Annotated in this window: 21 protein-coding genes; 6 read left to right on the top strand and 15 right to left on the bottom strand. The window is 55.6% G+C overall.

What is annotated here, in order from left to right:
* The first annotated feature begins 4 nt into the window (after positions 1 to 4).
* Positions 5 to 2,074, top strand: a complete 2,070-nt coding sequence (gene glyS / locus AC790_RS15585; RefSeq protein ID WP_049852355.1) for a glycine--tRNA ligase subunit beta — start codon at positions 5 to 7, stop codon at positions 2,072 to 2,074.
* Between the two features lie 86 nt (positions 2,075 to 2,160).
* Here glyS and AC790_RS15580 read toward each other — a convergent pair whose 3' ends face one another.
* From AC790_RS15580 to fdnG, 9 genes are all read right to left on the bottom strand, one after another.
* Positions 2,161 to 2,448: a type II toxin-antitoxin system RelE/ParE family toxin gene (locus AC790_RS15580; RefSeq protein WP_235440742.1), complete on the bottom strand. Its 288-nt coding sequence runs from the start codon at positions 2,446 to 2,448 to the stop codon at positions 2,161 to 2,163.
* A complete protein-coding gene (locus AC790_RS15575) occupies positions 2,435 to 2,719 on the bottom strand; it encodes a type II toxin-antitoxin system ParD family antitoxin (RefSeq protein ID WP_007893423.1) in 285 nt (94 codons plus the stop codon). The genes AC790_RS15580 and AC790_RS15575 overlap by 14 nt, the downstream gene beginning before the upstream one ends.
* Positions 2,720 to 2,830: 111 nt before the next feature.
* Positions 2,831 to 4,684 carry a selenocysteine-specific translation elongation factor gene (selB, locus tag AC790_RS15570; RefSeq protein WP_049852354.1) on the bottom strand — a complete coding sequence of 618 codons (1,854 nt, stop codon included), beginning with the start codon at positions 4,682 to 4,684 and terminating at the stop codon, positions 2,831 to 2,833.
* Positions 4,681 to 6,060, bottom strand: a complete 1,380-nt coding sequence (gene selA / locus AC790_RS15565) for an L-seryl-tRNA(Sec) selenium transferase (protein ID WP_049852353.1) — start codon at positions 6,058 to 6,060, stop codon at positions 4,681 to 4,683. Before selA ends, selB begins: the two co-directional genes overlap by 4 nt.
* A gap of 8 nt (positions 6,061 to 6,068) precedes the next feature.
* Positions 6,069 to 6,680 carry a glutathione S-transferase gene (locus AC790_RS15560; RefSeq protein WP_007893420.1) on the bottom strand — a complete coding sequence of 204 codons (612 nt, stop codon included), beginning with the start codon at positions 6,678 to 6,680 and terminating at the stop codon, positions 6,069 to 6,071.
* 68 nt (positions 6,681 to 6,748) lie between these two features.
* Positions 6,749 to 7,675, bottom strand: coding sequence for a formate dehydrogenase accessory protein FdhE (gene fdhE / locus AC790_RS15555; RefSeq protein WP_007893419.1), 927 nt, complete (start codon positions 7,673 to 7,675; stop codon positions 6,749 to 6,751).
* A complete protein-coding gene (fdoI, locus tag AC790_RS15550; RefSeq protein ID WP_049852352.1) occupies positions 7,675 to 8,316 on the bottom strand; it encodes a formate dehydrogenase cytochrome b556 subunit in 642 nt (213 codons plus the stop codon). The genes fdhE and fdoI overlap by 1 nt, the downstream gene beginning before the upstream one ends.
* Positions 8,316 to 9,215, bottom strand: coding sequence for a formate dehydrogenase subunit beta (gene fdxH / locus AC790_RS15545; protein ID WP_007893414.1), 900 nt, complete (start codon positions 9,213 to 9,215; stop codon positions 8,316 to 8,318). Before fdxH ends, fdoI begins: the two co-directional genes overlap by 1 nt.
* 11 nt (positions 9,216 to 9,226) lie before the next feature.
* Positions 9,227 to 12,274 carry a formate dehydrogenase-N subunit alpha gene (gene fdnG / locus AC790_RS15540; protein WP_152929137.1) on the bottom strand — a complete coding sequence of 1,016 codons (3,048 nt, stop codon included), beginning with the start codon at positions 12,272 to 12,274 and terminating at the stop codon, positions 9,227 to 9,229.
* Between the two features lie 120 nt (positions 12,275 to 12,394).
* Here fdnG and fdhD point away from each other — a divergent pair, with 120 nt between their 5' ends.
* Positions 12,395 to 13,219, top strand: a complete 825-nt coding sequence (gene fdhD, locus AC790_RS15530; protein WP_049852420.1) for a formate dehydrogenase accessory sulfurtransferase FdhD — start codon at positions 12,395 to 12,397, stop codon at positions 13,217 to 13,219.
* Here the strand turns inward: fdhD and AC790_RS15525 are convergent.
* Complete coding sequence (locus tag AC790_RS15525) at positions 13,216 to 13,992, bottom strand: DeoR/GlpR family DNA-binding transcription regulator (RefSeq protein WP_007893403.1); 777 nt, start codon at positions 13,990 to 13,992, stop codon at positions 13,216 to 13,218. The two genes, fdhD and AC790_RS15525, sit on opposite strands and share 4 nt — an antisense overlap.
* 174 nt (positions 13,993 to 14,166) lie before the next feature.
* Here AC790_RS15525 and AC790_RS15520 point away from each other — a divergent pair, with 174 nt between their 5' ends.
* Complete coding sequence (locus AC790_RS15520) at positions 14,167 to 15,507, top strand: aspartate aminotransferase family protein (protein WP_049852351.1); 1,341 nt, start codon at positions 14,167 to 14,169, stop codon at positions 15,505 to 15,507.
* Positions 15,508 to 15,587: 80 nt separating this feature from the next.
* On the opposite strand, the gene alsE is transcribed toward AC790_RS15520, so the two are convergent.
* The 4 genes from alsE to AC790_RS15500 all read right to left on the bottom strand — a co-directional run bounded on the left by alsE (position 15,588) and on the right by AC790_RS15500 (position 18,441).
* On the bottom strand, positions 15,588 to 16,265 hold the full coding sequence (alsE, locus tag AC790_RS15515) for a D-allulose 6-phosphate 3-epimerase (protein ID WP_007893398.1): 678 nt from the start codon (positions 16,263 to 16,265) through the stop codon (positions 15,588 to 15,590).
* 48 nt (positions 16,266 to 16,313) lie between these two features.
* Entirely contained in the window at positions 16,314 to 17,573 is a 1,260-nt protein-coding gene (locus AC790_RS15510) for a PTS ascorbate transporter subunit IIC (RefSeq protein ID WP_049852350.1), read from the bottom strand.
* Between the two features lie 142 nt (positions 17,574 to 17,715).
* Positions 17,716 to 17,982 (bottom strand): PTS sugar transporter subunit IIB, encoded by a 267-nt coding sequence (locus AC790_RS15505; protein ID WP_007893392.1) that lies wholly within the window; start codon positions 17,980 to 17,982, stop codon positions 17,716 to 17,718.
* Positions 17,983 to 18,000: 18 nt separating this feature from the next.
* The gene (locus tag AC790_RS15500; RefSeq protein ID WP_007893389.1) at positions 18,001 to 18,441 is read right to left on the bottom strand and encodes a PTS sugar transporter subunit IIA; all 441 of its coding nucleotides are present in this window, start codon (positions 18,439 to 18,441) and stop codon (positions 18,001 to 18,003) included.
* A 359-nt stretch (positions 18,442 to 18,800) separates the two neighbouring features.
* Here AC790_RS15500 and AC790_RS15495 point away from each other — a divergent pair, with 359 nt between their 5' ends.
* The 3 genes from AC790_RS15495 to AC790_RS15485 all read left to right on the top strand — a co-directional run bounded on the left by AC790_RS15495 (position 18,801) and on the right by AC790_RS15485 (position 21,755).
* Positions 18,801 to 19,826: a LacI family DNA-binding transcriptional regulator gene (locus AC790_RS15495; protein ID WP_007893387.1), complete on the top strand. Its 1,026-nt coding sequence runs from the start codon at positions 18,801 to 18,803 to the stop codon at positions 19,824 to 19,826.
* 159 nt (positions 19,827 to 19,985) lie between these two features.
* Complete coding sequence (gene sodA / locus AC790_RS15490; protein ID WP_007893384.1) at positions 19,986 to 20,603, top strand: superoxide dismutase [Mn]; 618 nt, start codon at positions 19,986 to 19,988, stop codon at positions 20,601 to 20,603.
* A 189-nt stretch (positions 20,604 to 20,792) separates the two neighbouring features.
* Positions 20,793 to 21,755, top strand: coding sequence for a VirK/YbjX family protein (locus tag AC790_RS15485; protein WP_049852349.1), 963 nt, complete (start codon positions 20,793 to 20,795; stop codon positions 21,753 to 21,755).
* Positions 21,756 to 21,762: 7 nt separating this feature from the next.
* Here AC790_RS15485 and AC790_RS15480 read toward each other — a convergent pair whose 3' ends face one another.
* The gene (locus tag AC790_RS15480; RefSeq protein WP_007893377.1) at positions 21,763 to 22,125 is read right to left on the bottom strand and encodes a YibL family ribosome-associated protein; all 363 of its coding nucleotides are present in this window, start codon (positions 22,123 to 22,125) and stop codon (positions 21,763 to 21,765) included.
* Positions 22,126 to 22,345 lie beyond the last annotated feature (220 nt).

Below are 22,345 nucleotides of genomic sequence, written 5' to 3'. Positions count from 1 at the left end.
AGCCATGACCGATAAAACTTTCCTGGTGGAAATTGGCACCGAAGAGTTGCCTCCGAAAGCGCTGCGCAGCCTGGCAGAAGCCTTTGCTGCGCACTTCACCGCTGAACTCGATAGCGCCGGTTTGACGCATGGCGAAGTCAGCTGGTTTGCTGCTCCGCGCCGTCTGGCGCTGAAAGTGGCTACCCTGGCAGCTGCGCAGCCGGATCGCGAAGTTGAAAAACGTGGCCCGGCGATTGCCGCTGCGTTTGATGCCGACGGCAATGCGACCAAAGCGGCCGAAGGCTGGGCGCGTGGCAACGGCATCACCGTTGCTCAGGCTGAACGTCTGAGCACCGATAAAGGCGAATGGCTGGTGCATCGTGCCGCGATCACCGGCGAAAGCGCGCAGGCGCTGCTGCCCGCGATGGTCGCGACTGCGCTGAGCAAGCTGCCGATTCCTAAGCTGATGCGCTGGGGCGCAAGCGACGTGCAGTTTGTGCGTCCGGTGCACACCGTTACGCTGCTGCTCGGCGACGAGCTGATTCCCGCGAAGATTCTCGGTATTGAATCCGATCGTGTGATTCGCGGCCATCGCTTTATGGGCGAGCCAGAGTTCACCATCGACAACGCCGATCAGTATCCGCAGCTGTTGCTGGAGCGCGGCAAAGTGGTGGCGGATTACGCCGCGCGTAAAGCCAAAATCAAAGCGGATGCGGAAGCAGCGGCACAGAAGATTGGCGGCATCGCCGATCTGAGCGAAAGCCTGCTGGAAGAAGTGACCTCGCTGGTGGAATTCCCGGTGGTGCTGACGGCGAAATTCGAAGAGAAGTTCCTCGCGGTGCCAGCTGAAGCGCTGGTTTACACCATGAAAGGTGACCAGAAGTACTTCCCGGTGTACGACGCGGCGGGCAAGTTACTGCCGAATTTCATCTTCGTCACCAACATCGAATCCAAAGATCCTCAGCAGATCATCTCCGGTAACGAGAAGGTCGTGCGCCCGCGTCTGGCGGATGCGGAGTTCTTCTTTAACTCTGACCGCAAAAAGCGTCTGGAAGATAATCTGCCGCGTCTGGAAACCGTACTGTTCCAGAAAGAGCTGGGTACGCTGCGTGACAAAACGGATCGTATTCAGGCGCTGGCCGGCTGGATTGCGGCGCAGATTGGCGCCGATGTGAATCACGCGACCCGCGCTGGCTTGCTGTCGAAATGTGACCTGATGACCAACATGGTCTTCGAGTTCACCGACACGCAGGGCGTGATGGGCATGCACTACGCGCGCCACGATGGCGAAGCGGAAGATGTGGCCGTTGCGCTGAACGAGCAGTATCAGCCGCGCTTTGCCGGTGACGATCTGCCGTCTAACCCTGTGGCCTGTGCCGTGGCGATTGCCGACAAGATGGACACCCTCGCGGGTATCTTCGGTATCGGTCAGCATCCGAAAGGCGATAAAGACCCGTTCGCACTGCGTCGCGCGGCGCTGGGCGTGCTGCGCATCATCGTTGAGAAAAACCTGCCGCTCGATCTGCAAACGCTGACCGAAGAAGCGGTGCGTCTGTACGGTAGCAAGCTGAGCAACGCTAAAGTGGTCGATGAAGTGATCGACTTTATGCTGGGCCGTTTCCGTACCTGGTATCAGGAAGAGGGCCACAGCGTTGACACCATTCAGGCGGTGCTGGCGCGTCGTCCAACTCGTCCGGCAGACTTCGATGCGCGCATGAAGGCGGTTTCGCACTTCCGTACGCTCGAAGCCGCAGCCACACTGGCCGCTGCTAACAAACGCGTGTCGAATATCCTGGCGAAATCGACCGAAACCCTGAATGACAGCGTGCAGGCTTCCCTGCTGAAAGAGAACGAAGAGATCCAACTGGCGACCTTCGTGACCGCGCTGGGCGACAAGCTGCAGCCGTACTTTGCAGAAGGTCGTTATCAGGATGCGCTGGTGGAACTGGCGCAACTGCGTGAAGCGGTGGACAACTTCTTCGATAAGGTGATGGTTAACGCTGACGATCAGGCGGTGCGTATTAACCGTCTGACGCTGCTGGCACAGCTGCGCCAGCTGTTCCTGCAGGTAGCGGACATTTCGCTGCTGCAGTAATTGGCCCGGTCGCCATGAATGGCGACCTTACGTTATAGGCGGGCCGGATAAATCAAAAGGGACGATAAATCGTCCCTTTTTTTTATTCAGAACCATATAGGAATCGATATCTGTGATAATGCATCCTGTGAATGATGGAGGACGCGCATAATAAATACGTTTTCAGACTCTACAAGATAATAAATTACATGCTCACGATGTGGCATGGAGAATATTGCGTTGCCCAAATCTACGCGTTTCCGACCTAACTCATTTTCTTCCAGATGATAAAACCGTTGATATAGCTTCCTTGCATAATCTTCGGCTTTGTTGATGCCAAAATTCCAATATCCGTAAAACCAAATCGACTTTAAATCTGCATCAGCTTCCTGCATTACCTGTATCGTTCTCTTCATCGATGCCTACCCTGGCTCTCATTTTTTTAAGAAAAGTTTCTCCATCCCAATCTTCTGCCACCCCGCTATCCAATCCTTGTTGAATCAGTTTTTTCAAATTCTCCAGTTTCGATTCCGCCTGCTTCTCTCGTAGCAAGCGCAGCGAGTCGCGCACCACTTCGCTTTGCGTACGGTAGTCGCCGGACTCAACCAGAGATTCAACAAACTCGCGCAGTTCATCGCCTAAATCGATCGTCATGGTACGTGCCATCATCGTTATCCAATGTAAGAGTATTTCTTACATTCTGGCACTTTTTTGCACAACTGGGAATGCGCGTTGCAGCGCAGTTACAGCGAGAACTGCGAGGCAACGCGAGAGATTTTAAGCAGAAGAGGCGGGGAATAGGCGCGCGTCGCGCAGCAGATGATCGTTGCCACGACGTCGGGTGAAGCCGCTGCGGTCAAAGAATTCGAGAATTTGTACCGCCACTTTACGCCCGGTACCGAGCTGGTTGCGGAAATCGGCGGCGCTGGTGCTGCCACCTTGCGTGGCACGCTGACGAATCAGATCGGCAAAGATCTGGATCTGGTCGCTGCGATAGTAGCGATCGCGCACGATCGCCGTAATGTGCCCGAGGCGGGCAGCGGTAAGCAGCAGCGAGCGGATTACCTGTTCATCCTGCTGTAACGTCAGCGCGATATCGCGCACCCACAACGGCTGGTCGCTAAACAGCGGGCCAACCTGCTGCCACACTATTTCTTCCTGCGGGTTAAAGCGCGGTTCGAAATCGGGCAGGTGCAGCCAACCCTGGCGCTGTTGCAGGTCTCCTTGTGTCAGCAGCTGATCAATCAGCGCTAGCACCCATTCAGCAGGCTGGTGCGGCAGTGCCACGCGGCGCAAGCGATCGTGCCCGATGCCCGGCACTTCCGGATGCTGCTGATGAAAATGCGCCAGCGACGCCAGCAGCGTCTGCTGCCACGCTGCGGCCTGTTCGGCACTCATGAGCGCGTTGCCGAGCTGCACTGGTGCAATCTTTGCGATTAATGCGTTCAGTGCGGGAGCGGTGAGCTGGCGTGCCCAGCCCAGCTCAGCCGATTCGGTCGGTTGATACGCCAGATGCGCGCGCATGCTGGTGCCATCATCTTCCGTTGCGGCCAGTTGTTGCAGCCAGGCAAGGTAATCCGCCTGATGTTTGCCGCGCTTTTTGCTGTTAAGCAGCACCACGCGCGCGCCGCCCAGGGTTTGCTGGGCGTTGCTGTCGCGGATAATCAGCCGATCGTTCTCCGCCAGCCACAGCGGCTCATTCAGCACCACTTCCGCTATGTCATCGGCCAGTAGCGTGACGCGTCCGGTGACATGGCTGGCGGCGTGATGGAGATGAATCGGCTGCGAGTTGTTTTTCAATGGCTGTAGCAAGCGCAGCGCCACGGTTAATCGCGTGGAGCCTGGCGGTGGTTGTTGCGCCAGCAGCCAGTCACCGCGCGCAATCTGCGCTTTCTCGACGTCACCGACGATATTCAGCGCGATGCGTTCACCGGCCTGCGCCCGCGTCACCGATTGGTTCTGCGCATGCAGCGCACGCACGCGCAGCGGCAGATTCAGGCTGCTAAGCCACAGCGTGTCACCGACGTTGACTTCCCCCGACAGCGCGGTGCCGGTCACCACTAAACCGGTGCCTTTTAATGTGAAGGCGCGATCGATAGCGAGGCGAAAACGGTAGCGGTCGTCGAACACAGGTTCAGCCAGCGTGCTGAGATGCTGGCGCAACGCGTCGATGCCCTGTTGCGTGTGGCTGCTGGTAACAAACTGCGGCACCGCGAGCCAGCCAAGCTGTTGCGTGAGCTGCGCCACCTGCTGCTGCACTTCGGCGATGCGCGCCTGATCCACGCGATCCGCTTTGGTCAGCGCCACGCTCAGCGGCGGCTGTCCAGCCAGGCTGAGCAGTTGCAGATGTTCACGGGTTTGCGGCATCACGCCATCGTCGCAGGCCACCACTAATAGCGCGTGATGAATGCCGCCGATGCCCGCCAGCATATTGGCGAGGAATTTTTCATGGCCCGGCACATCAATAAAGCCGAGCACGCGCCCATCCGGCTGCGGCCAGTAGGCGTAGCCGAGATCGATGGTCATACCACGCCGTTTCTCTTCTGGCAGACGATCGGCATCGACGCCGGTTAACGCCTGCAAGAGCGCGGTTTTGCCGTGATCGACATGTCCAGCGGTGGCAATAATCATGGTACTAAGGCCTGAATCAGGGCGGCTTCATCATCGAGGCAACGCAAATCGAGCCACAGTTTGCCTTCCTGAATACGACCAATCACCGGACGCGGCAGGCTGCGCCAGCGTTGTGACAAATTGGTGAGTTGGCTGCCGCGTCCCTCGCGTGGCGTAAAGGTGATGGCGAAACTGGGGAGACGCTCAACCGGCAGCGATCCGCTACCGATTTGTGATGAACAGGGCGCTATCGCCAGTGAAAACTGCTGGTTATAAGCGTGTTCCAGTGCTGGCATCAGGCGCTCGGCCTGCTGCAGAATATCGTGCGCAGAACGCGTCAGCAGGCGCAGCGTGGGTAACGCTTCACGCAAGGTTTCCGGCTGGCGATAGAGCTGTAATGTGGCTTCCAGCGCAGCGAGCGTCATTTTGTCGACGCGCAGCGCACGTTTCAGCGGATGCGACTGCAGCTGGTCAATCAGCGCCTGTTTGCCGACGATAATCCCGGCCTGTGGACCGCCCAGCAGCTTATCGCCGGAAAAACTCACCAAACTTACACCGGCAGCAATCAGTTGCTGCGGCATTGGCTCTGCTGGCAGGCCAAATTCGGTCATATCTATGAGCGAACCGCTGCCAAGATCGGTGATCACCGGCAATTGATACGCATCTCCCAGTTCAGCCAACTCCGCTTCTGTTACCGCATGAGTAAAGCCCTGAATTTGATAGTTGCTAGTATGCACCTTCATCAAAAGGCCGCTATTTTCTCCGATCGCGGCGCGATAATCCTTCAGATGAGTGCGATTGGTGGTGCCCACTTCGACTAATTTGCAGCCTGCCTGGCGCATCACGTCAGGAATACGGAAGGCGCCGCCAATCTCAACGAGTTCGCCGCGCGAGACAATCACTTCACGGCCCGGCGCTAAGGCCGCCAGCATCAATAAAACCGCCGCCGCGTTGTTATTGACGATGCATGCCGCTTCCGCGCCGGTTAACTCGCACAGTAACGCGCTGACTGCACGATCGCGATGGCCGCGAGTGGCGTCATCCAGCGCATATTCCAGCGTCACCGGCTGGCGCAAGCAGTTAACCACCGCGTCGATGGCGCGATCGCTGAGTTGCGCCCGGCCGAGATTGGTGTGCAGCACGGTGCCGGTGAGATTGAACACCGGACGCAGCGCACTTTGCTGCTGGTGCTGAGAGCGCCGCAATGCTTCGTCCGGCCAGCTGGCGTGCCAGGCGGGTAACGTTTGCTGCTGCTGAATGTGTTCACGCGCTTCCTGCTGCATTGCACGCAGTTGACGGGTGGCAAAGGCAGTACCGAGATCGGCAACCAGCGGCTGCAATGCGGGATCGCGCAGCAGGCTATCAATAGCAGGTAATTGACTATAAAGGTTTTTCATCAAGTGACTTAGCGAGTGGGCGGAACGGTGCGGGCAAAACTCTCCCGTTCAAACAGGGTTTGCGCCAGCTTCACCAGCGCCGGGCGATTCACGCACCAGTTTGGCAGCACGCGGCGGAAGTTGAGGTAGCCAATCATGCAGCCGGTGGCGATATCCGCCAGATTTAACGTACCGCTATTCAGCAGTTCGCCCTGCGCGGCGGCGGTTTCCAGCGCATCAAGGCCGCGCTGGATTTTGTCACGATTGCGTAGCAGCACCTCTTCCGATTGCTGATCGCCAGGACGCATTTGCTCGCGCACGATCATCACCGCTGCGTCATTGATGCCGTCGGCCAATTTTTCCAGCTGACGGATTTGTAAGGCGCGCAAGGCATCAGTGGGCAGTAACGCTGGCGCATCGCCACGCAGTTCAATCACCTGCGCAATGATGGAGGAGTCGAACCAGGTGAGCTGATTGTCATCAATCAACGCCGGGACTTTACCCAGCGGATTGTATTGCGGCACGTGACTGTCATCGGTCCACGGTGACTGGTTGATGAATTCGAAGACCAGGCCTTTTTCCAGCAAAATCACTGAAATTTTGCGCACAAAAGGGCTGGTGTAGCTGCCAATCAGTTTCATCGTTCGCCTCCGTGTTGAATGAATTCATGAGAAGGCCGCCATGAATGACGACCCTACAAACGGAACGTTTAATCGCCGGGAAACATAAACGGATTCAAACTGCTGCGTGCGAATCCTTCCTGCTCCATGCGGGCATCCAGCACCAGCGACGCCAAATCATCAGCGACCGGCTCCACGGCGGGATCCTTCTCCTGATACAGCATCTTCAGGTAGGTGCCGCAGTCGCCGCAGCTTTCTGCTTTCACCGCCGCTTTTTCACTGTCCAGCGACCAGTAATGCAAATCGCCTGTTTGTTCGCAGTTGGAGCACTTGCTGCGCACCACATACCATTCGCTTTCACACAGATTGCAGTGCAAGTAGCGCAAGCCCTGCTGGCCAACGCTCATGTGCACCACGCTGGTGACCGGTACGCTGGCGCACACCGGGCAGAACTGGCGATGCTCGCCATACTCCGCACGCGCTTTGCCGGGAATCAACGCCGCCATCTGCGCCCAGTAAATCGATAATGCCGCCCAGATAAACGGCGATTTATCACTGCTGACCTGCGCAAAATCGCCCTCCAGCAGCGCGTGCGCCAGACTTTCCAGTTCGCTGGTGGAGGCTTTCTCCAGATTCTCTAACACCGCCAGCGCCTGGCCGCTCATTTCGGGCTTTAGCTCGGCAATCAGTGAATGCAGCAGACGTTGCCAGTGCGCATCGCGCGGATAGGTGTGAATATCGAGTGGCGGTTTGCCCTGTTCGGCGCTCTGCACCAGCCGCTGCTGCAGATCAAGCTGCAGCGGATGGTCATACAGCACGATCTCCTGCGCTTCGGCGATCACCGCGGCAAAGCGCAGGTAATCACCCAGCGGATTCTTCGCGGCCAAATCGCGCAAACGCGCCGCTCGGCGGCTATACAGATTTTTCAGCCGGGGGAAAAGTAACGGCGGAACCTGCTCCGCCGTGTGCTTTTCGCCTTTCTCCAGCTGGTCCTGCGGGATGATGCGAATACTCATCAGGGACGTTTTTCCTGTTGTGTTTGGCGTTGGCGCTGCTCGCGATACCAGCGTGGATGATGTTTCTTCGCCCACGCGGCCGGAACCCAGCCCTCAACCATGGCGGTAATGGTGCCTTTCACCCACAACGCAGCGTAGATGTGCACCATAATCACCATGATCAGCGCCACAGCTGAGACCGAATGCACCACTAGCGCGATGCGAATCAGCGGAATGGTAAAGGCCCCGGCAAAGTACGGGCGCCAGATAACAATTCCGCTCACCAGCAGCAAGACTAAGCTGATGATAGCAGCCCAGAACACACACTTCTGCCCGAAGTTGTATTTGCCGGTATCGCCGACCTCTTCGTTTTGTACGATTTTGTGAATGTTTTTCGCCCACACCAGGTCTTCACGATTAATCAGATTATGTTTCCAATAACGTAAGAACATGATGATAAAGGCGGCAAACATCACCACACCGACAAACGGATGCAGGATGCGCGCCAGCTGCGGCGTGCCAAGGACGTGCATCAGCCAGTTAAACGAAGGGAAAAAGAAACCCAGTCCGCTTAACGCGGCGAAGACAAAACAGAACGCCACAATCCAGTGATTGATGCGTTCCGGTGCGCTGTAGCGCACCAGACGATCGCGTTTTTTCATTATTCGCGCTCCTCTTTTTCGTGCAGGTTCTCGTCTTCATCCTCTTCCACGCGGTTTGGACCTACGCCGACGTAGTGGAACACCGAGGCAGCGAAAGTGGCGGCGAAGCCGATGGCTGCCAGCGGTTTCCAGATACCTTTCCAGAAAGTCACCGCTGGGCTGATGCTCGGGTTCTCCGGCAAACCGTGATAGAGCTGCGGTTTATCGGCATGGTGCAGCACGTACATCACGTGCGTGCCGCCCACGCCTGCTGGATCGTACAAGCCCGCATTGGCATAACCGCGCGTATTAAGTTCGGCTACGCGTTCACCCGCCAGCGCCTGCATATCGCTTTTACTGCCGAAGTGAATCGCACCGGTCGGGCAGGTTTTCACGCATGCTGGTTCCTGGCCCACATTGACACGATCGACGCACAGCGTGCATTTATACACGCGGTTGTCGTCTTTATTCATACGTGGCACGTCGAATGGACAGCCCGCAATACAGTAGCCGCAGCCAATGCACTGTTCCGACTGAAAATCGACGATGCCGTTGGCGTACTGAATGATCGCACCTTCAGATGGACAGGCTTTCAGGCAGCCGGGATCGGCGCAGTGCATGCAGCCATCCTTGCGGATCAGCCACTCTAACTTGCCGTTCTCCTCCACTTCTGAGAAGCGCATCACCGTCCAGGATTTGGCGGTTAAATCGGCGGGGTTGTCGTACACCCCAACGTTATGTCCCACCTCGTCGCGGATGTCATTCCACTCCGAACACGCCACCTGACAGGCCTTGCAGCCGATGCAGGTGGTCACGTCGATCAGTTTCGCCACTTCCTGCTGATGGTTACGCGCCTGCGGGGCAGGCGTGAGTCCATTGGTCGCGGAGCGGCGGATAATGTCTTGAGATTGATAAGCCATATTCGTTCTCCTTACACCTTCTCGACGTTGACCAGGAACGCCTTAAATTCTGGCGTTTGCGTGTTGGCATCACCGACAAATGGCGTCAGGGTGTTGGCGATAAAGCCTTTTTTCGCCACGCCCTGATAACCCCAGTGAATCGGAATGCCGATGGTATCGACGATTTTGCCGTCGACGTTCAGTGGACGGATGCGTTTGGTGACCACCGCTTTGGCTTTGATATAGCCGCGATTGGAGCTCACTTTCACCGTATCGCCCTGCGCGATGCCGAGCTTGTTGGCCAGCTTCTCGCCGATCTCAATAAACTGTTCCGGCTGCGCGATGGCGTTGAGCCGCGCGTGTTTGGTCCAGTAATGGAAATGCTCGGTGAGACGATAGGTGGTGCCGACATACGGGAACTGCTCCGCCTGGCCCATCGACGCCAAATCGTCCTTGAACACGCGCGCCGCTGGATTGGACACCACGTTCGGATGCAGCGGATTGGTGCCAATCGGCGTTTCAAACGGCTCGTAGTGCTCCGGGAACGGACCTTCGGCCATTTTGTCGAGCGCAAACAGGCGGCCGAGACCTTCCGGCTGCATGATGAACGGCCCGACATCGCTGCCTGGCGCGGCGGCGCTGTAATCCGGCACATCCATGCCGCCCCATTTGCTGCCATCCCACTTCAGGATCTGGCGTTTCGCATCCCACGGATTGCCTTGCGGGTCCGCCGAGGCGCGGTTGTAGAGGATGCGGCGGTTGAGCGGCCACGCCCAGCTCCAGTTCAGCGTATTGCCAAGTCCGGTTGGGTCAGTGTTGTCACGGCGCGCCATTTGGTTGCCATCCGGCGTCCAGCTACCGGCGAAAATCCAGCAGCCACTGCTGGTGCTGCCGTCATCTTTCAGATGGGCAAAGGTGCTGAGCTGTTGGCCCTTCTTCACCAGCAGCGTGCCTTTGTCATCGAACACGTCGGCCAGCGCTTTACCGTTGTTCTCCATCGCCACTTCTTCTGGCGCAGGATTGTCCGGCGTTTTGTAGTTCCAGCTCATGTTCAGCACCTGCTCTGGCAGCGCACCGCCTTCGCGCGCATACATTTCACGCAGACGCAGGTAGATCCCCGAGAGGATTTCGCCATCATTCAGCGCTTCGCCCGGCGCATCCTGGCCTTTCCAGTGCCACTGCAGCCAGCGGCCGGAGTTAACGATCGACCCGTTCTCTTCGGCGAAGCAGGTGGACGGCAGGCGGAACACTTCAGTTTGAATCTGCGACGGATCGACATCGTTGAACTCGTCGTGATTCTCCCAGAAGGTGGCGGTTTCGGTGTTGAGCGGGTCGATGGTGACCAGGAACTTCAGCTTCGATAACGAAGCGATCACTTTACGCTTGTTCGGGAACGACGCCACCGGGTTAAAGCCCTGACACAGATAGCCGTTGACCTTGCCTTGCGACATCATCTCGAAGTACTGCAGCACGTCGTAACCTTTATCCCACTTCGGCAACCAGTCGAAGCCCCAGCTGTTTTCCGCCTGGGCTTTATCGCCGAAGAAGGCTTTCATCTGGCTGACAAAGAATTTCGGGTAGTTGCTCCAGTAGTTCACCTGATCCGGCAGCAGCGCTTTTGGCGTATTGGCAGCCAGATAGGTTTGCAGGTCGGCTTGTTTCTCCGACGGCAAGGTCATGTAACCCGGCAGGCTTTGCGACAGCAGGCCAAGATCGGTCAGTCCCTGAATGTTGGAGTGGCCGCGCAGCGCATTGATGCCGCCGCCAATCATGCCCATGTTGCCGAGCAGCAGCTGAATCATCGCCATGGTGCGGATGTTCTGCGCACCTACCGAGTGTTGCGTCCAGCCGAGCGCATACAGGAACGAGGTGGTGCGGTCGCGCGCGCTGGTTTCGCCAATCAGTTCGCAAACGTGCAGGAAGTCCGCTTTTGGCGTACCGCAGATACGTTCGACGATCTCCGGCGTATAGCGGCTGACATGCTGCTTGAGCAGGTTCCACACGCAGCGTGGATGGGTGAGCGTGGTATCGCGCTTAGCGAAGCCGTCATCGCCCAGCTCGTAGTTCCAGCTGGTTTTGTCGTATTTGCGATTCTCTTCGTCGTAGCCGCTGAACAAGCCATCTTCAAAATGATAATCCTCACGCACGATCAGGCTGGCATTGGTATACGCCTGCACATATTCATGCTGGATTTTGTCATTTTGCAGCAGCCACAGCAGTACGCCCGACAGGAAGGTGATGTCGGTGCCCGAGCGAATCGGGGTATAGAAATCAGCGACCGATGCCGTACGCGTAAAGCGCGGATCGATAACGATCAGTTTGGCTTTGTTGTGAATCTTGGCTTCCATTGCCCAGCGGAAACCGACAGGATGCGCTTCAGCCGCGTTCCCGCCCATCACAACGATCAGATTGGCATTACGGATGTCGACCCAGTGATTGGTCATCGCACCGCGACCAAATGTTGGAGCAAGACTTGCTACCGTTGGTCCGTGTCAAACGCGTGCCTGGTTGTCGACCGCTAACATGCCGAGCGATCGGGTAAATTTCTGGGTTAAATAGCCGGTTTCATTGCTGGATGCCGAAGCACACAACATGCCGGTCGAGAGCCAACGGTTTACCGTCACGCCTGCGGCGTTCTGCGCGACAAAGTTTGCATCGCGGTCGGCTTTCATCAGTTTTGCGATGCGATCAAACGCATCGTCCCAGCTAATGCGCTGCCATTTATTTGAGCCTGGCGCGCGATATTCCGGGAATTGCAGACGGCTGTCGCTGTGGACAAAGTCGAGCAGGCCAGCGCCTTTTGGGCACAATGCGCCGCGACTCACCGGATGGTCCGGATCCCCTTCAATATGGAAAATGGTCTCTTTGGCGTTTTTCGCGCCGTCACCAAGGCTGTACATTAACAAGCCACAGCCGACTGAACAGTAAGTGCAGGTATTACGGGTTTCGCGGGCACGCAGCAGTTTGTACTGTCGTGTTTCCGCCAATGCCACTTCCGGCGCAAAGCCGAGCAGTGCTGCCGTTGTCCCTGCCATACCGCCAGCACATACTTTGAAGAATTTTCTTCGGCTGACATTCATGGATTATCATCCCTCTATATTCTTGCGATGTATGGGGCAAGAATGACCCGACTAAACTTGTGACAATAGCGGCCAAATATTACCACAGCTTTAATGTGGTTGTTGCGCGAGACGAAAAAAGTGAAAGCTAATCAGCCAGAATGTAACGAGAGTGTGAATAAGATCTCAGGTGCGGTGCAATCGCAGGTGTGGCAACGCGGTACTATCGACGACGCGGAAAGTGACTGGCTGGCGCAGGAAGTGCCGATCGCGCTGGTGTATAACGGTATCTCGCACGTGGTGATGATGGCGACGCCCAACGATCTCGAAGCGTTTGCGCTGGGGTTTTCTTTATCTGAAGGGATAATCGATAAGCCCAACGAGATTTTCGGCATGGATGTGGTGCCAGGTTGCAATGGCATTGAAGTGCAGATTGAGCTCTCCAGCCGCCGCTTTATGGCGCTGAAAGAGCAGCGCCGTGCGATGGCCGGTCGTACCGGCTGCGGCGTGTGTGGCGTGGAGCAACTCGATCAAATTGGCAAGCCGCTGCAGCCGCTGCCGTTCACGCAAACTTTTGATTTGGCCAATCTTGATAAGGGCCTGGCGCAGCTGCGCGACTATCAACCGATCGGCAACCTCACCGGCTGTACGCACGCGGCGGCATGGATGTCGCCGCAGGGTGAGCTGCAGGGCGGCTACGAAGATGTTGGCCGCCACGTGGCGCTGGATAAACTGCTCGGCAATCGTAGCCAACAACCGTGGCAGCAGGGCGCGGTGCTGGTTTCCAGCCGCGCTAGCTATGAGATGGTGCAGAAATCCGCCATGTGCGGCGTGGAGATTCTGTTTGCGGTTTCGGCTGCGACCCAGCTCGCCGTTGAGGTGGCTGAGCGTTGCAATTTAACCTTGGTTGGCTTCAGTAAACCGGGACGCGCCACGGTGTATAGCCATCCGCAGCGTCTGCGTTAAACCACCTGCACCTGCGGCAATACCTGTTGCAGCGCTGCCAGCGCGCCGGGTTTTGCCGGGCCGCCGTCGCAAATCAGCAGATCGACCTCTGCAACCGGTGCGTACACCGAACGGCTAATCACACCGAGCTTGCTGTGATCCGCCAGTAAAAAGGTGCGGTTCGCCTGATGCACCATGGCGCGGGCAATCGCGGCTTCGTGGGGATGAAAACTACTGGCACCGTTTTTGGCATCGATGCCGACCGGCGAAAGCAGCGCTATATCGGCGCGATAGCGATAAATCTCGCCGATGGTCATTTCTCCGCGCGTTTGCTGTGCGCCCGCCGTCATCATGCCACCCAGCAAAATAACCTGATTATTCAACGTTTCATGCTCATCAGCTGCGCTGAGCGCCAGTGCAGCCTGCAGGCTGTTGGTGATGATGGTTAAACCCGACATGCTACGCAGTGCTTCCGCCAGCATGGTGGTAGTGGTGCCGGCATCCAGGAACAGCGTTTGGCCCGGTTGCAGATGTTGCGCCGCGGCGGCGGCAATCGCGCGTTTCTCTTTCGCCTGCGCGTTGCGACGTACCTGCAGCGGTGGCTCAGGCTGGCTATCGACCGCCACCAAACCGCCATGCACACGGCGGGCAAATCCTTGCGCTTCCAGTTCAATCATGTCGCGCCGTGCGGTTTCTCGCGAAATACCGAGCTCTTTGATGATGCGTTCAGTACTGACCTGATGTTGCGTGGTCAGCAGCGCGCGAATGCGGTGTAAGCGAGTTTCCTGCAGCATGACTTTTCCCTGTGGCGTGTTCAACCTGGGCCTAAGCTTACCTGAGTGTCATTACGCCGTCATGTGTATTTGGTTGTATTTGTGTATTTGGTTGCATTTGTTATTAAAGCAGGCATGATAGGGCCAAACGGCGATTTCGCATGCACCCCTTTCACCTTCGCAACGGGAGTTACCATGGCTACACGTTCTACCATCATGGACACCAACAGTTTTCGTGCTGAGCACGCCGACGGTCTGGATGCGGCGACCCGCAAGCTAACCGATAAGCGCAGTAAAGTGTTGGGCGAGTCGTATCGCCTGTTTTATCGCAAGCCGGTGCATTTAGTGCGTGGCGAAGGGCAATATCTGTGGGATGCCGCGGGCGACAAATACCTTGATGTGTACAACAACGTGGCCAGCATTGGTCACTGCCATCCGGCGGTGATTGAGGCGGTGAATCAGCAGATGAAGATGCTGAATACCCATACGCGCTATCTGCACGAACGCATTCTCGATTACTCCGAAGAGCTGCTGGCCACCACGCCAGAGGCTATTGACCGCGCGATGTACATGTGTACCGGTTCGGAAGCCAACGATTTGGCGATCCGCGTGGCGCGCGCCTTCAGCGGCGGTACCGGCATTATTGTGTCGCAAGAGGCTTATCACGGCACCAGCGATCTCACGTCGGGCGTTTCGCCGGCGCTGGGCAGCGGACAACCATTAGCTGCGACCACGCGTCTGGTGTCGCCGCCGGATGCTTATCGCGTTAATGCACCGGATCTCGGCGAATGGTTTGCCAATGAAATCCAGCAGCAGATCAATGATATGAAAGCGCACGGCATCAAGTTTGCCGGCTTCCTCGCAGATTCCATCTTCTCTTCCGATGGCGTGCTGCCGAACCCGCGCGGTTTCCTGCAGAAAGCCGTCGATGTGGTACATGCCAACGGCGGGATTTTCATCGCCGATGAAGTGCAGCCCGGTTTTGGTCGTACTGGCGATGCGTTCTGGGGCTTTGCACGTCACGGCGTGGTGCCCGATGTGATCACCACCGGCAAACCAATGGGCAACGGCATTCCGGTGTCGGGCCTGCTGGCGAAAAGTGATGTGCTGGCCGCGTTTAGCGATGAAATTCCTTACTTCAACACCTTTGGCGGTAATCCAGTAGCGATGGCCGCAGCGCAGGCGGTGTTAACGGTGATTAAAGAAGAGGGCTTGCAGGAGCACAGCCGCGTAGTCGGGGCTAAGCTGCTGAGCGAATTACAGAAACTGATGGATCGTCATGAATCAATTGGCGACGTGCGCGGCGCCGGGCTGTTTATTGGTTTCGAACTGGTGCAAGACCGCGCCAGCAAAACGCCGGATAAAGCGCTGGCGCTGGATTTGATTGAGAAACTGCGTGAGCACCGCGTGCTGACGTCAGTTGCAGGCCCTTACGGCAACGTGCTGAAGCTGCGTCCGCCATTGGCGTTCCAGGAAGCGGATATCGATTGGCTGGTGGGTGCGCTGGATAAGTCGCTGAGTGAGCTGGGGCGATAGCTGAGCATAGATTGCGCACATTTTTGTAGCGGCGCGATTTATCGCGCAATAAATTGCGCCGCTACGTTATGTGCTTGTATTTAAGCAGCGGTTTCTGCGGCGAAAATGCTCTCCATCTTCTGCCATGCCTGCGCTACATCGTCATCCAGATTAAATAATCCAGACGTCCCCACGATAAACACATCTACGCCCGATGCCGCAATCTGCCTGAAGGTGCGCGCATTGCATGAACCATCAATTTCGGTCAGATAGTGGTAACCGTGCTCTGCACGCATCGCGATCAGCTGGCGAATTTTATTTAAGGTTTCTGGAATAAATTTCTGCCCGGCAAAACCGGGGTCCACCGACATCACCGTCACTTTATCCAGCAGATGGGCATATTCACGAATACTTTCCGCCGGCGTGGCCGGATTTAAAACTACGCCGCAGCGACGACCGGCTTCTTTAATCTGCGTTAGCAGGCGAAATATTTTATTGTTGGCGGTTTCTGGATGGAAACTGATAATGTCTGCGCCCGCCTCAATGCACATCGGAATAATATCTTCCGGATGATTCACCATTAAATGTACGTCAATCGGCACATCGGTAATTTTACGCAGGTTCTCAATGAAGAAGGGCGACAGGGTAATATTCTTGACGTAGCTGCCATCCATAATATCGACATGATAAAACGCAGCGGTGCTATTCATCGCTTCAACCTGTTCGCGGAAGCGGGTGAGATCCATACACATTAATGACGGCGAAAATTTTGCTCTCATAACTTTTCCTCATTACAAAAACAGCGCCCGCAGGCGCTGTTGATGACATCAATGGAAGAACGAAATAATGTGGCCGAGCACGATACCGACAATGCCGAAGTCCGCATCACCGAAGGTGGTAGAGGCGAAGCCGAGGTCGCCCATCAGCGGCAGCAGAATCGCTGGCAGGAAGGAGATCAGCAGGCCTTGCACAAAGGCGCCGATCACCGCACCACGACGTCCGCCGGTAATGTTGCCGTAGACGCCAGCGGTAGCACCGCAGAAGAAGTGCGGCACCAGGCCGGGAACGATCACGCTCAGACCTAACAGCGGGCACAGGAACATGCTGATCAAACCGGCAGAGAAGCTCGACAGGAATCCGATGATCACCGCGTTCGGTGCGAACGGGAACACGGTTGGGCAATCCAGCGCCGGTTTGGCGTTGGGCACCAGCTTATCGGCGATGCCTTTAAAGGCCGGCACGATTTCCGCAATCACCATGCGTACACCGGCCAGGATAATGTAAACGCCCGCCGCAAAGGTAATTGACTGGATGATGGCGAACACAATGTAGTTCTGGCCGCCACTGATGCTTTCGGTAAACGCTTTACCCGCCACCAACACCAGCGCGATGAACAGAATCATCATGGTCAGCGAAATCGCTACCGAGGAGTCGCGCAGGAAGTTGAGGGTTTTCGGCACCTTCAGCTCTTCAATCGACGGGCTGCCTTTACCGACCACTTTACCCACCAGCGCGGAGAGCAGATAACCGGTGGAGCCGAAGTGGCCAAGCGCCAGATCGTCAGAGTTGGTGATTTTGCGGGTGAACGGCTGCAGAATCGCCGGGCACACCACCATCATGGTGCCGAGAATCAGTGAACCGATCACCACCAGCCAGAAGCCGTGCACGCCGCCTACCGACAGAATCACCGCCAGCATCGCCGACATATACAGCGTGTGGTGGCCGGTGAGGAATATGTATTTCAGCGGCGTGATACGCGCCAGCAGAATATTCACCAGCATGCCGAACACCATGATCATCGCAGTTTCGGTGCCGTAGCTTTTCTGCGCCAGCGCCGCCATCGCATCGGTATTGGGCACGACACCCTGAATATTAAACGAGTGCTCAAACAGCTGGCTGAAGATGGTCAGCGTGGCCGCAATTAAATTGGCCCCGGCGATGAGAATAACAAAACCCATGATGGTTTTAAGCGTGCCGGAAATAACATCAGAGACCGGTTTCTTTTGCAGTAATAAACCAAACAGGGAAAAAAGGCCGACAAGTATAGCGGGTGTTCCAAGAACATCCTTAATTATAAATTGCAGCATAACTTACTCCATGGTGAGCATACCCTTGATACTTCCAGCTACAGATGCGTTGGCTGCATATTCTCACCTCAGTCACTTACTTAAGTAAGCTCCCGAGGATTTACAGCCTTGCCACTTTCTGCGCCTCGAATGACTTTGGGTTTTAAATATTGTCAGCCAGAATTTCTTTGATTTTTGCGTTATCCAGCAAATTAGTCAGGCCAACCACTTTCGCACTGTGCCCGGATAATTGATCGGCAATATCTTTCGCGGCAATAATTAAATCAGCATGTTCAGATTTAGCTGAGGTTAAATCAGTGTGGCCAACTTCAGCTTCTTTACCTAATTCCGCCACAATCTTCTTCACATTCATTTCAACAATGAAGCTGCTACCTAAACCATTGCCACACACAATCAGGACTTTTTTCATCGTAGGGTTCTCTGGTGATTAACTTTGAATGACAGCTTCAATCGCTGGCAGGGTAGAAGCCGACAGCAGTTGCTGCAGGCGGGATTCGTCACTGAATACGTCCGCTAATGCGGTGATCATCTGAATATGATCGTCGCCAGATACCGCACACAGCATGATGACGACATAAACCGGGTCGTTTTCATCAGCCTGAAAACTCACGCCATTTTTAACGTGCAGCAGCGACAGGCCGTTTTTGCGCGCACCCTGTTCCGGGCGGGCATGCGGCATTGCCAGACCCGGAGCCAGCACGTAATAAGGACCAAGCTCTGCGTGCGAGGTGAAGATGGCATCGAGGTAAGCCGGGCCGATCGCTCCTTCGGCCAGCAAGGGCTCTGCCGATAAACGCACGGCTTCCTGCCAGTCACTGACTTGCTCGACTACACGAATATGTTGTGGGGTTAGCCATTGGGTGAGCATCAGAAATTCCTGTTTATACGTCGATGGAGTGCAATGTAGGTTATTTTATCGCCCGTTTTCTGTGATGATTGTCGCAAAAGTTAGCGCTAACACAGTTATTGTTAAAAAACGTGTTATCGCTAACATTTCCTTGCTGTGCGTTTGTCTTGGTTGCAAGCAACTGACATGCTCAACCATTCTGAAAAGATCTATGGGCAAGGGATGCCCGAATCTGTGGTTTTACACATGGCGCGTTAACAGATTTGGTTTTAAGCTGCGTCCTGGCAAAAAGCATAAGTAATAAATAATGCCGTTCATACTTCGAAACGCAGCCAACGCACCTGCAGTTTGAATGATGAAGGGCAGACATAGGAGCTGGAATGGCAGAGAAGCGACGGCGCAGTACCGGCAAAAGTACCCTGGCCGATGTTGCCCGTTTGGTGGGCGTCAGCACCATGACCGCGTCGCGCGCGCTGCGCATGCCGGAGAAGGTTTCGCCTGAAATTCGCGCCAAAATTGATGCTGCGGTTATTGAGTTGTCGTATGTGCCAAACGTGCAGGCCAGTAATCTGGCGTCGGCGACATCACGCCTGATTACCATGGTGGTGCCTTCATTTGCCACACCGGGCAGTGCGATTGTGTCGGAGGCGCTGCAAGAGGTGCTGCGACCGCAGGGTTACAACATGATGCTGGCGGAAGCCAACCATTCGGCCGCCGAAGAGAGCCAGCTGATCGAAATGCTGCTTTCCTATAATCCGGCGGCGATGGTGCATTTCAATTTCGATAACGCGGCGGAAGCGCATCGTCTGCTGAGCAATTCCGGCCTGCCGGTGATGGATATTGGCGGCGTACATCAGGATTCGGCAGGCATTAGCATTGGAGTCGATTACGCCAAAGCGATCCGCCAGCTGGTGCAAAGCCTGGTAGAGCGCGGCTATCGTAATCCTGGGTTGCTGTGCACCCAAAGTAACAACACCATCTTTCGTCAGCTGCTAAATGGTTGGCACAGCGGCATGTTGGCAATGAATCAGGCGCCGCACCGCGTGGTGACGTCACCGAGGATGCCGACTTTTGCCGCAGGGCATAATCTGCTGGCGGAGATTCGCCTGACCTGGCCGGAACTGGATGTGCTGATTTGCACCAGCGATGAAGTTGCCTGCGGCGCGATCATGGCGTGCCATGCGGCGGGGATCGCCATTCCTAGCCAGTTGGCGATTGCCAGCATCGGTGGCGGCCCATTAGCCGCAGTGTGTTCACCGCCGCTTACCAGCATTGTGCTGCCGTATGAAGAGATGGGGCGCATGGCGGGCAAACGTCTGCTGGCTGCGCTCAGGGGTGATGAACCGCCGGCCATCAATGAGCTACCGGTGCAGCTCAAACTGCGCGCCAGCACCCACAAGGTGTAGCGCGATGTGCGCACCTTTTCCCAGATTCATCAAATCCTTATCAATTCTAAGGCATTGATAACCCTTTTACGGATCATGTTTTTAACTATAATGATCCGACTGCTTACGCGGCACACCCAGTGAGGTGGTGCTGCAAAACACTAAATGGAGAAGATGAACATGAGTTATTCACTGCCATCCCTGCCGTATGCATACGACGCACTGGAACCGCACTTCGACAAGCAGACGATGGAAATCCATCACACTAAACACCACCAGACCTACGTTAACAACGCTAACGCCGCGCTGGAAGGTACCGAATTCGCAAACCTGCCGGTAGAAGAGCTGATCACCAAACTGGATCAGCTGCCAGCAGACAAAAAAGGTCCACTGCGTAACAACGCAGGCGGCCACGCCAACCACAGCTTCTTCTGGAAAGGCCTGAAGCTGGGCACCTCGCTGCAGGGCGACCTGAAAGCGGCCATCGAAAAAGATTTCGGTAGCGTTGAAGCTTTCCAGGCTGAGTTTGAGAAAGCTGCCACCACTCGTTTCGGCTCAGGCTGGGCGTGGCTGGTGAAAAAAGGCGACAAACTGGCTGTGGTTTCAACCGCAAACCAGGACAGCCCGCTGATGGGTGAAGCTGTTGCAGGCGTTTCAGGCTTCCCGATTATCGGTCTGGACGTTTGGGAACACGCTTACTACCTGAAGTATCAGAACAAACGTCCTGATTACATCAAAGCTTTCTGGAACGTGGTGAACTGGGACGAAGCAGCAGCGCGTTTCGCTTCTGCTAAGTAAGCTCAGGCAAAAGTCCACAACCTGGCTAACCGGTGACTTGCTCACCGGTTTTTTTTCGCCTTTATAAACCCTGGCTAAACGACCAGAATATTTTTAGGCATGATGATTACGCAGCGAAAGCTATTAACTTTCCGTTGATAATTTGGGGCATATAGTAGCGCTAATTTGTCTCGCATAGCCTAAATAACCATGTCTACTATCACGACTTCTGTGACGAATAATGATTCGTCTGCGCCACTGTTTTTGCCATTAATAAGCGGAAAGTTCAGACCAAATAAGTTATGGAATAGCGGGAGATTTCGCGCGAAATTTGCCTTAAGGTCGCTGGTATTTCCGGTTACTACCTTTAATTATCTGCAGCAGTTAGCGCAATTGTCTGCGCTGCCGCAGCTGTTAACCATTCAGGGTTTGCTGCCAGCAAAACCGCATCGCCCCTACCTGCGTGCAGGCTTCAGCGTGGCACAGCGCGCGCAGGCGATCATCGATCACTACACCTTGATGGACCGGCTGGATAGTGCGGCTTTGCGCCACTTATTGCAGAGTCCGGGCGATAATCTGCTGGCTATTTTGAGCGGCAAAAATGATGAGTCATTTGTCATTCACTGCTGTCCAGGCCGTTTTGACCGTGAAGGCGAAATTACTCTGGAATTGCATTATGAAGCGCAGTTAATTGCTTCACTTTCCTTTTCGATTATTCAGGAACAGCAGAAACGCACGTTATTAATTGGTGGATTGCAGGGGCCGCGTAAACATATTTCCAACGATGTGATTCGCGATGCCACGAAAGCCGCACACGGCATATTCCCGAAACGTCTGTTAATGGAAGCGGTATTTAATCTGGCGCAACTGTGTGGCGTGGAGGCGATAACCGCCGTTGGCGATACCACGCACGTATTCCGCAGCCTGCGCTATCGTCACAGCAAAAGTGACAAGTTCTTTGCCAGCTACAGCGAATTCTGGTTGTCGTTAGGGGGCATGGCGCGTGCTGATGAGCTGTTTGCGTTGCCGTTACGCGCGGAGCGTAAAGATTTGGAAGAGATTGCCAGCAAGAAGCGCGCCGAATATCGCCGTCGCTATGCCTTGCTGGACAGTCTGAATGAACAAGTTCATCAGGCGGCGGGCATCATACGCGACGTCTCACACGCCGCGTAACCCAGGATCAGAACGGCTGCTTCGCGTAGCCGGTCATCACTTTCAGTCCCATCTCACGTCCGAGCGCGGTCATTGGGTGCACCACAACCAGGCCGCGCACGCTTTTCTTGAATGCGCCCATGTTGGCCTGTTCTTTCTTGGTAATTTCGCGGCTAAAGCCCAGCTTCTGTAACTGTTGCGCTTCTTTGCTCAGCTTTTCGGTGCGCACACCGCGCAGGCGCTCAATTTCCAGCTCCAGCTTCTCTTTTTCACGCAGCAGTTCACCGAGCTTTTCGGCATCGCCAGACGCTAATAACGGCGCTTCTTTGCGGTTGAGTGCATCTAGCTGATCGCTGAGAAGTTTGATCTCGGCTTTTTCTTGTTCTTTCATTGGGGGAAAACTCGTTAAGGAAAACAGGCAAAGGATACACAAATCTACGCCGTTTTGCAGCGTAGCGCGTCCAACAAAACCCGCTCAGGCAATCGTAGGGCTGAGGGATCCCCAGGAATATTGTTAATACACATACACGATATTCCTGTAATTCCCGGCCAGCCCGGCCCGCGCCTCTTCAATATCCAGTTCTCTCACGCTGTCCGGTTCCTGCCTTATC

The sequence above is a fragment of the Pantoea sp. RIT-PI-b genome (assembly GCF_001187905.1).
Lineage (GTDB): Bacteria > Pseudomonadota > Gammaproteobacteria > Enterobacterales > Enterobacteriaceae > Pantoea > Pantoea nemavictus.
This window is presented reverse-complemented; position numbering and strand designations above follow the sequence as displayed.

Excerpts from the sequence above, each read along its gene's own strand:
- AC790_RS15480 (WP_007893377.1), bottom strand. The coding sequence starts at position 22,125 with ATGAAAGAACAAGAAAAAGCCGAGATCAAACTTCTCAGCGATCAGCTA.
- fdoI (WP_049852352.1), bottom strand. The coding sequence starts at position 8,316 with ATGAAAAAACGCGATCGTCTGGTGCGCTACAGCGCACCGGAACGCATC.
- fdxH (WP_007893414.1), bottom strand. The coding sequence starts at position 9,215 with ATGGCTTATCAATCTCAAGACATTATCCGCCGCTCCGCGACCAATGGA.
- fdhE (WP_007893419.1), bottom strand. The coding sequence starts at position 7,675 with ATGAGTATTCGCATCATCCCGCAGGACCAGCTGGAGAAAGGCGAAAAG.
- AC790_RS15485 (WP_049852349.1), top strand. The coding sequence starts at position 20,793 with ATGTCTACTATCACGACTTCTGTGACGAATAATGATTCGTCTGCGCCA.
- glyS (WP_049852355.1), top strand. The coding sequence starts at position 5 with ATGACCGATAAAACTTTCCTGGTGGAAATTGGCACCGAAGAGTTGCCT.
- AC790_RS15505 (WP_007893392.1), bottom strand. The coding sequence starts at position 17,982 with ATGAAAAAAGTCCTGATTGTGTGTGGCAATGGTTTAGGTAGCAGCTTC.
- AC790_RS15520 (WP_049852351.1), top strand. The coding sequence starts at position 14,167 with ATGGCTACACGTTCTACCATCATGGACACCAACAGTTTTCGTGCTGAG.
- AC790_RS15525 (WP_007893403.1), bottom strand. The coding sequence starts at position 13,992 with ATGCTGCAGGAAACTCGCTTACACCGCATTCGCGCGCTGCTGACCACG.
- sodA (WP_007893384.1), top strand. The coding sequence starts at position 19,986 with ATGAGTTATTCACTGCCATCCCTGCCGTATGCATACGACGCACTGGAA.
- AC790_RS15575 (WP_007893423.1), bottom strand. The coding sequence starts at position 2,719 with ATGGCACGTACCATGACGATCGATTTAGGCGATGAACTGCGCGAGTTT.
- AC790_RS15510 (WP_049852350.1), bottom strand. The coding sequence starts at position 17,573 with ATGCTGCAATTTATAATTAAGGATGTTCTTGGAACACCCGCTATACTT.
- selB (WP_049852354.1), bottom strand. The coding sequence starts at position 4,684 with ATGATTATTGCCACCGCTGGACATGTCGATCACGGCAAAACCGCGCTC.
- AC790_RS15495 (WP_007893387.1), top strand. The coding sequence starts at position 18,801 with ATGGCAGAGAAGCGACGGCGCAGTACCGGCAAAAGTACCCTGGCCGAT.
- AC790_RS15500 (WP_007893389.1), bottom strand. The coding sequence starts at position 18,441 with ATGCTCACCCAATGGCTAACCCCACAACATATTCGTGTAGTCGAGCAA.
- selA (WP_049852353.1), bottom strand. The coding sequence starts at position 6,060 with ATGAAAAACCTTTATAGTCAATTACCTGCTATTGATAGCCTGCTGCGC.
- alsE (WP_007893398.1), bottom strand. The coding sequence starts at position 16,265 with ATGAGAGCAAAATTTTCGCCGTCATTAATGTGTATGGATCTCACCCGC.
- AC790_RS15560 (WP_007893420.1), bottom strand. The coding sequence starts at position 6,680 with ATGAAACTGATTGGCAGCTACACCAGCCCTTTTGTGCGCAAAATTTCA.
- AC790_RS15580 (WP_235440742.1), bottom strand. The coding sequence starts at position 2,448 with ATGCAGGAAGCTGATGCAGATTTAAAGTCGATTTGGTTTTACGGATAT.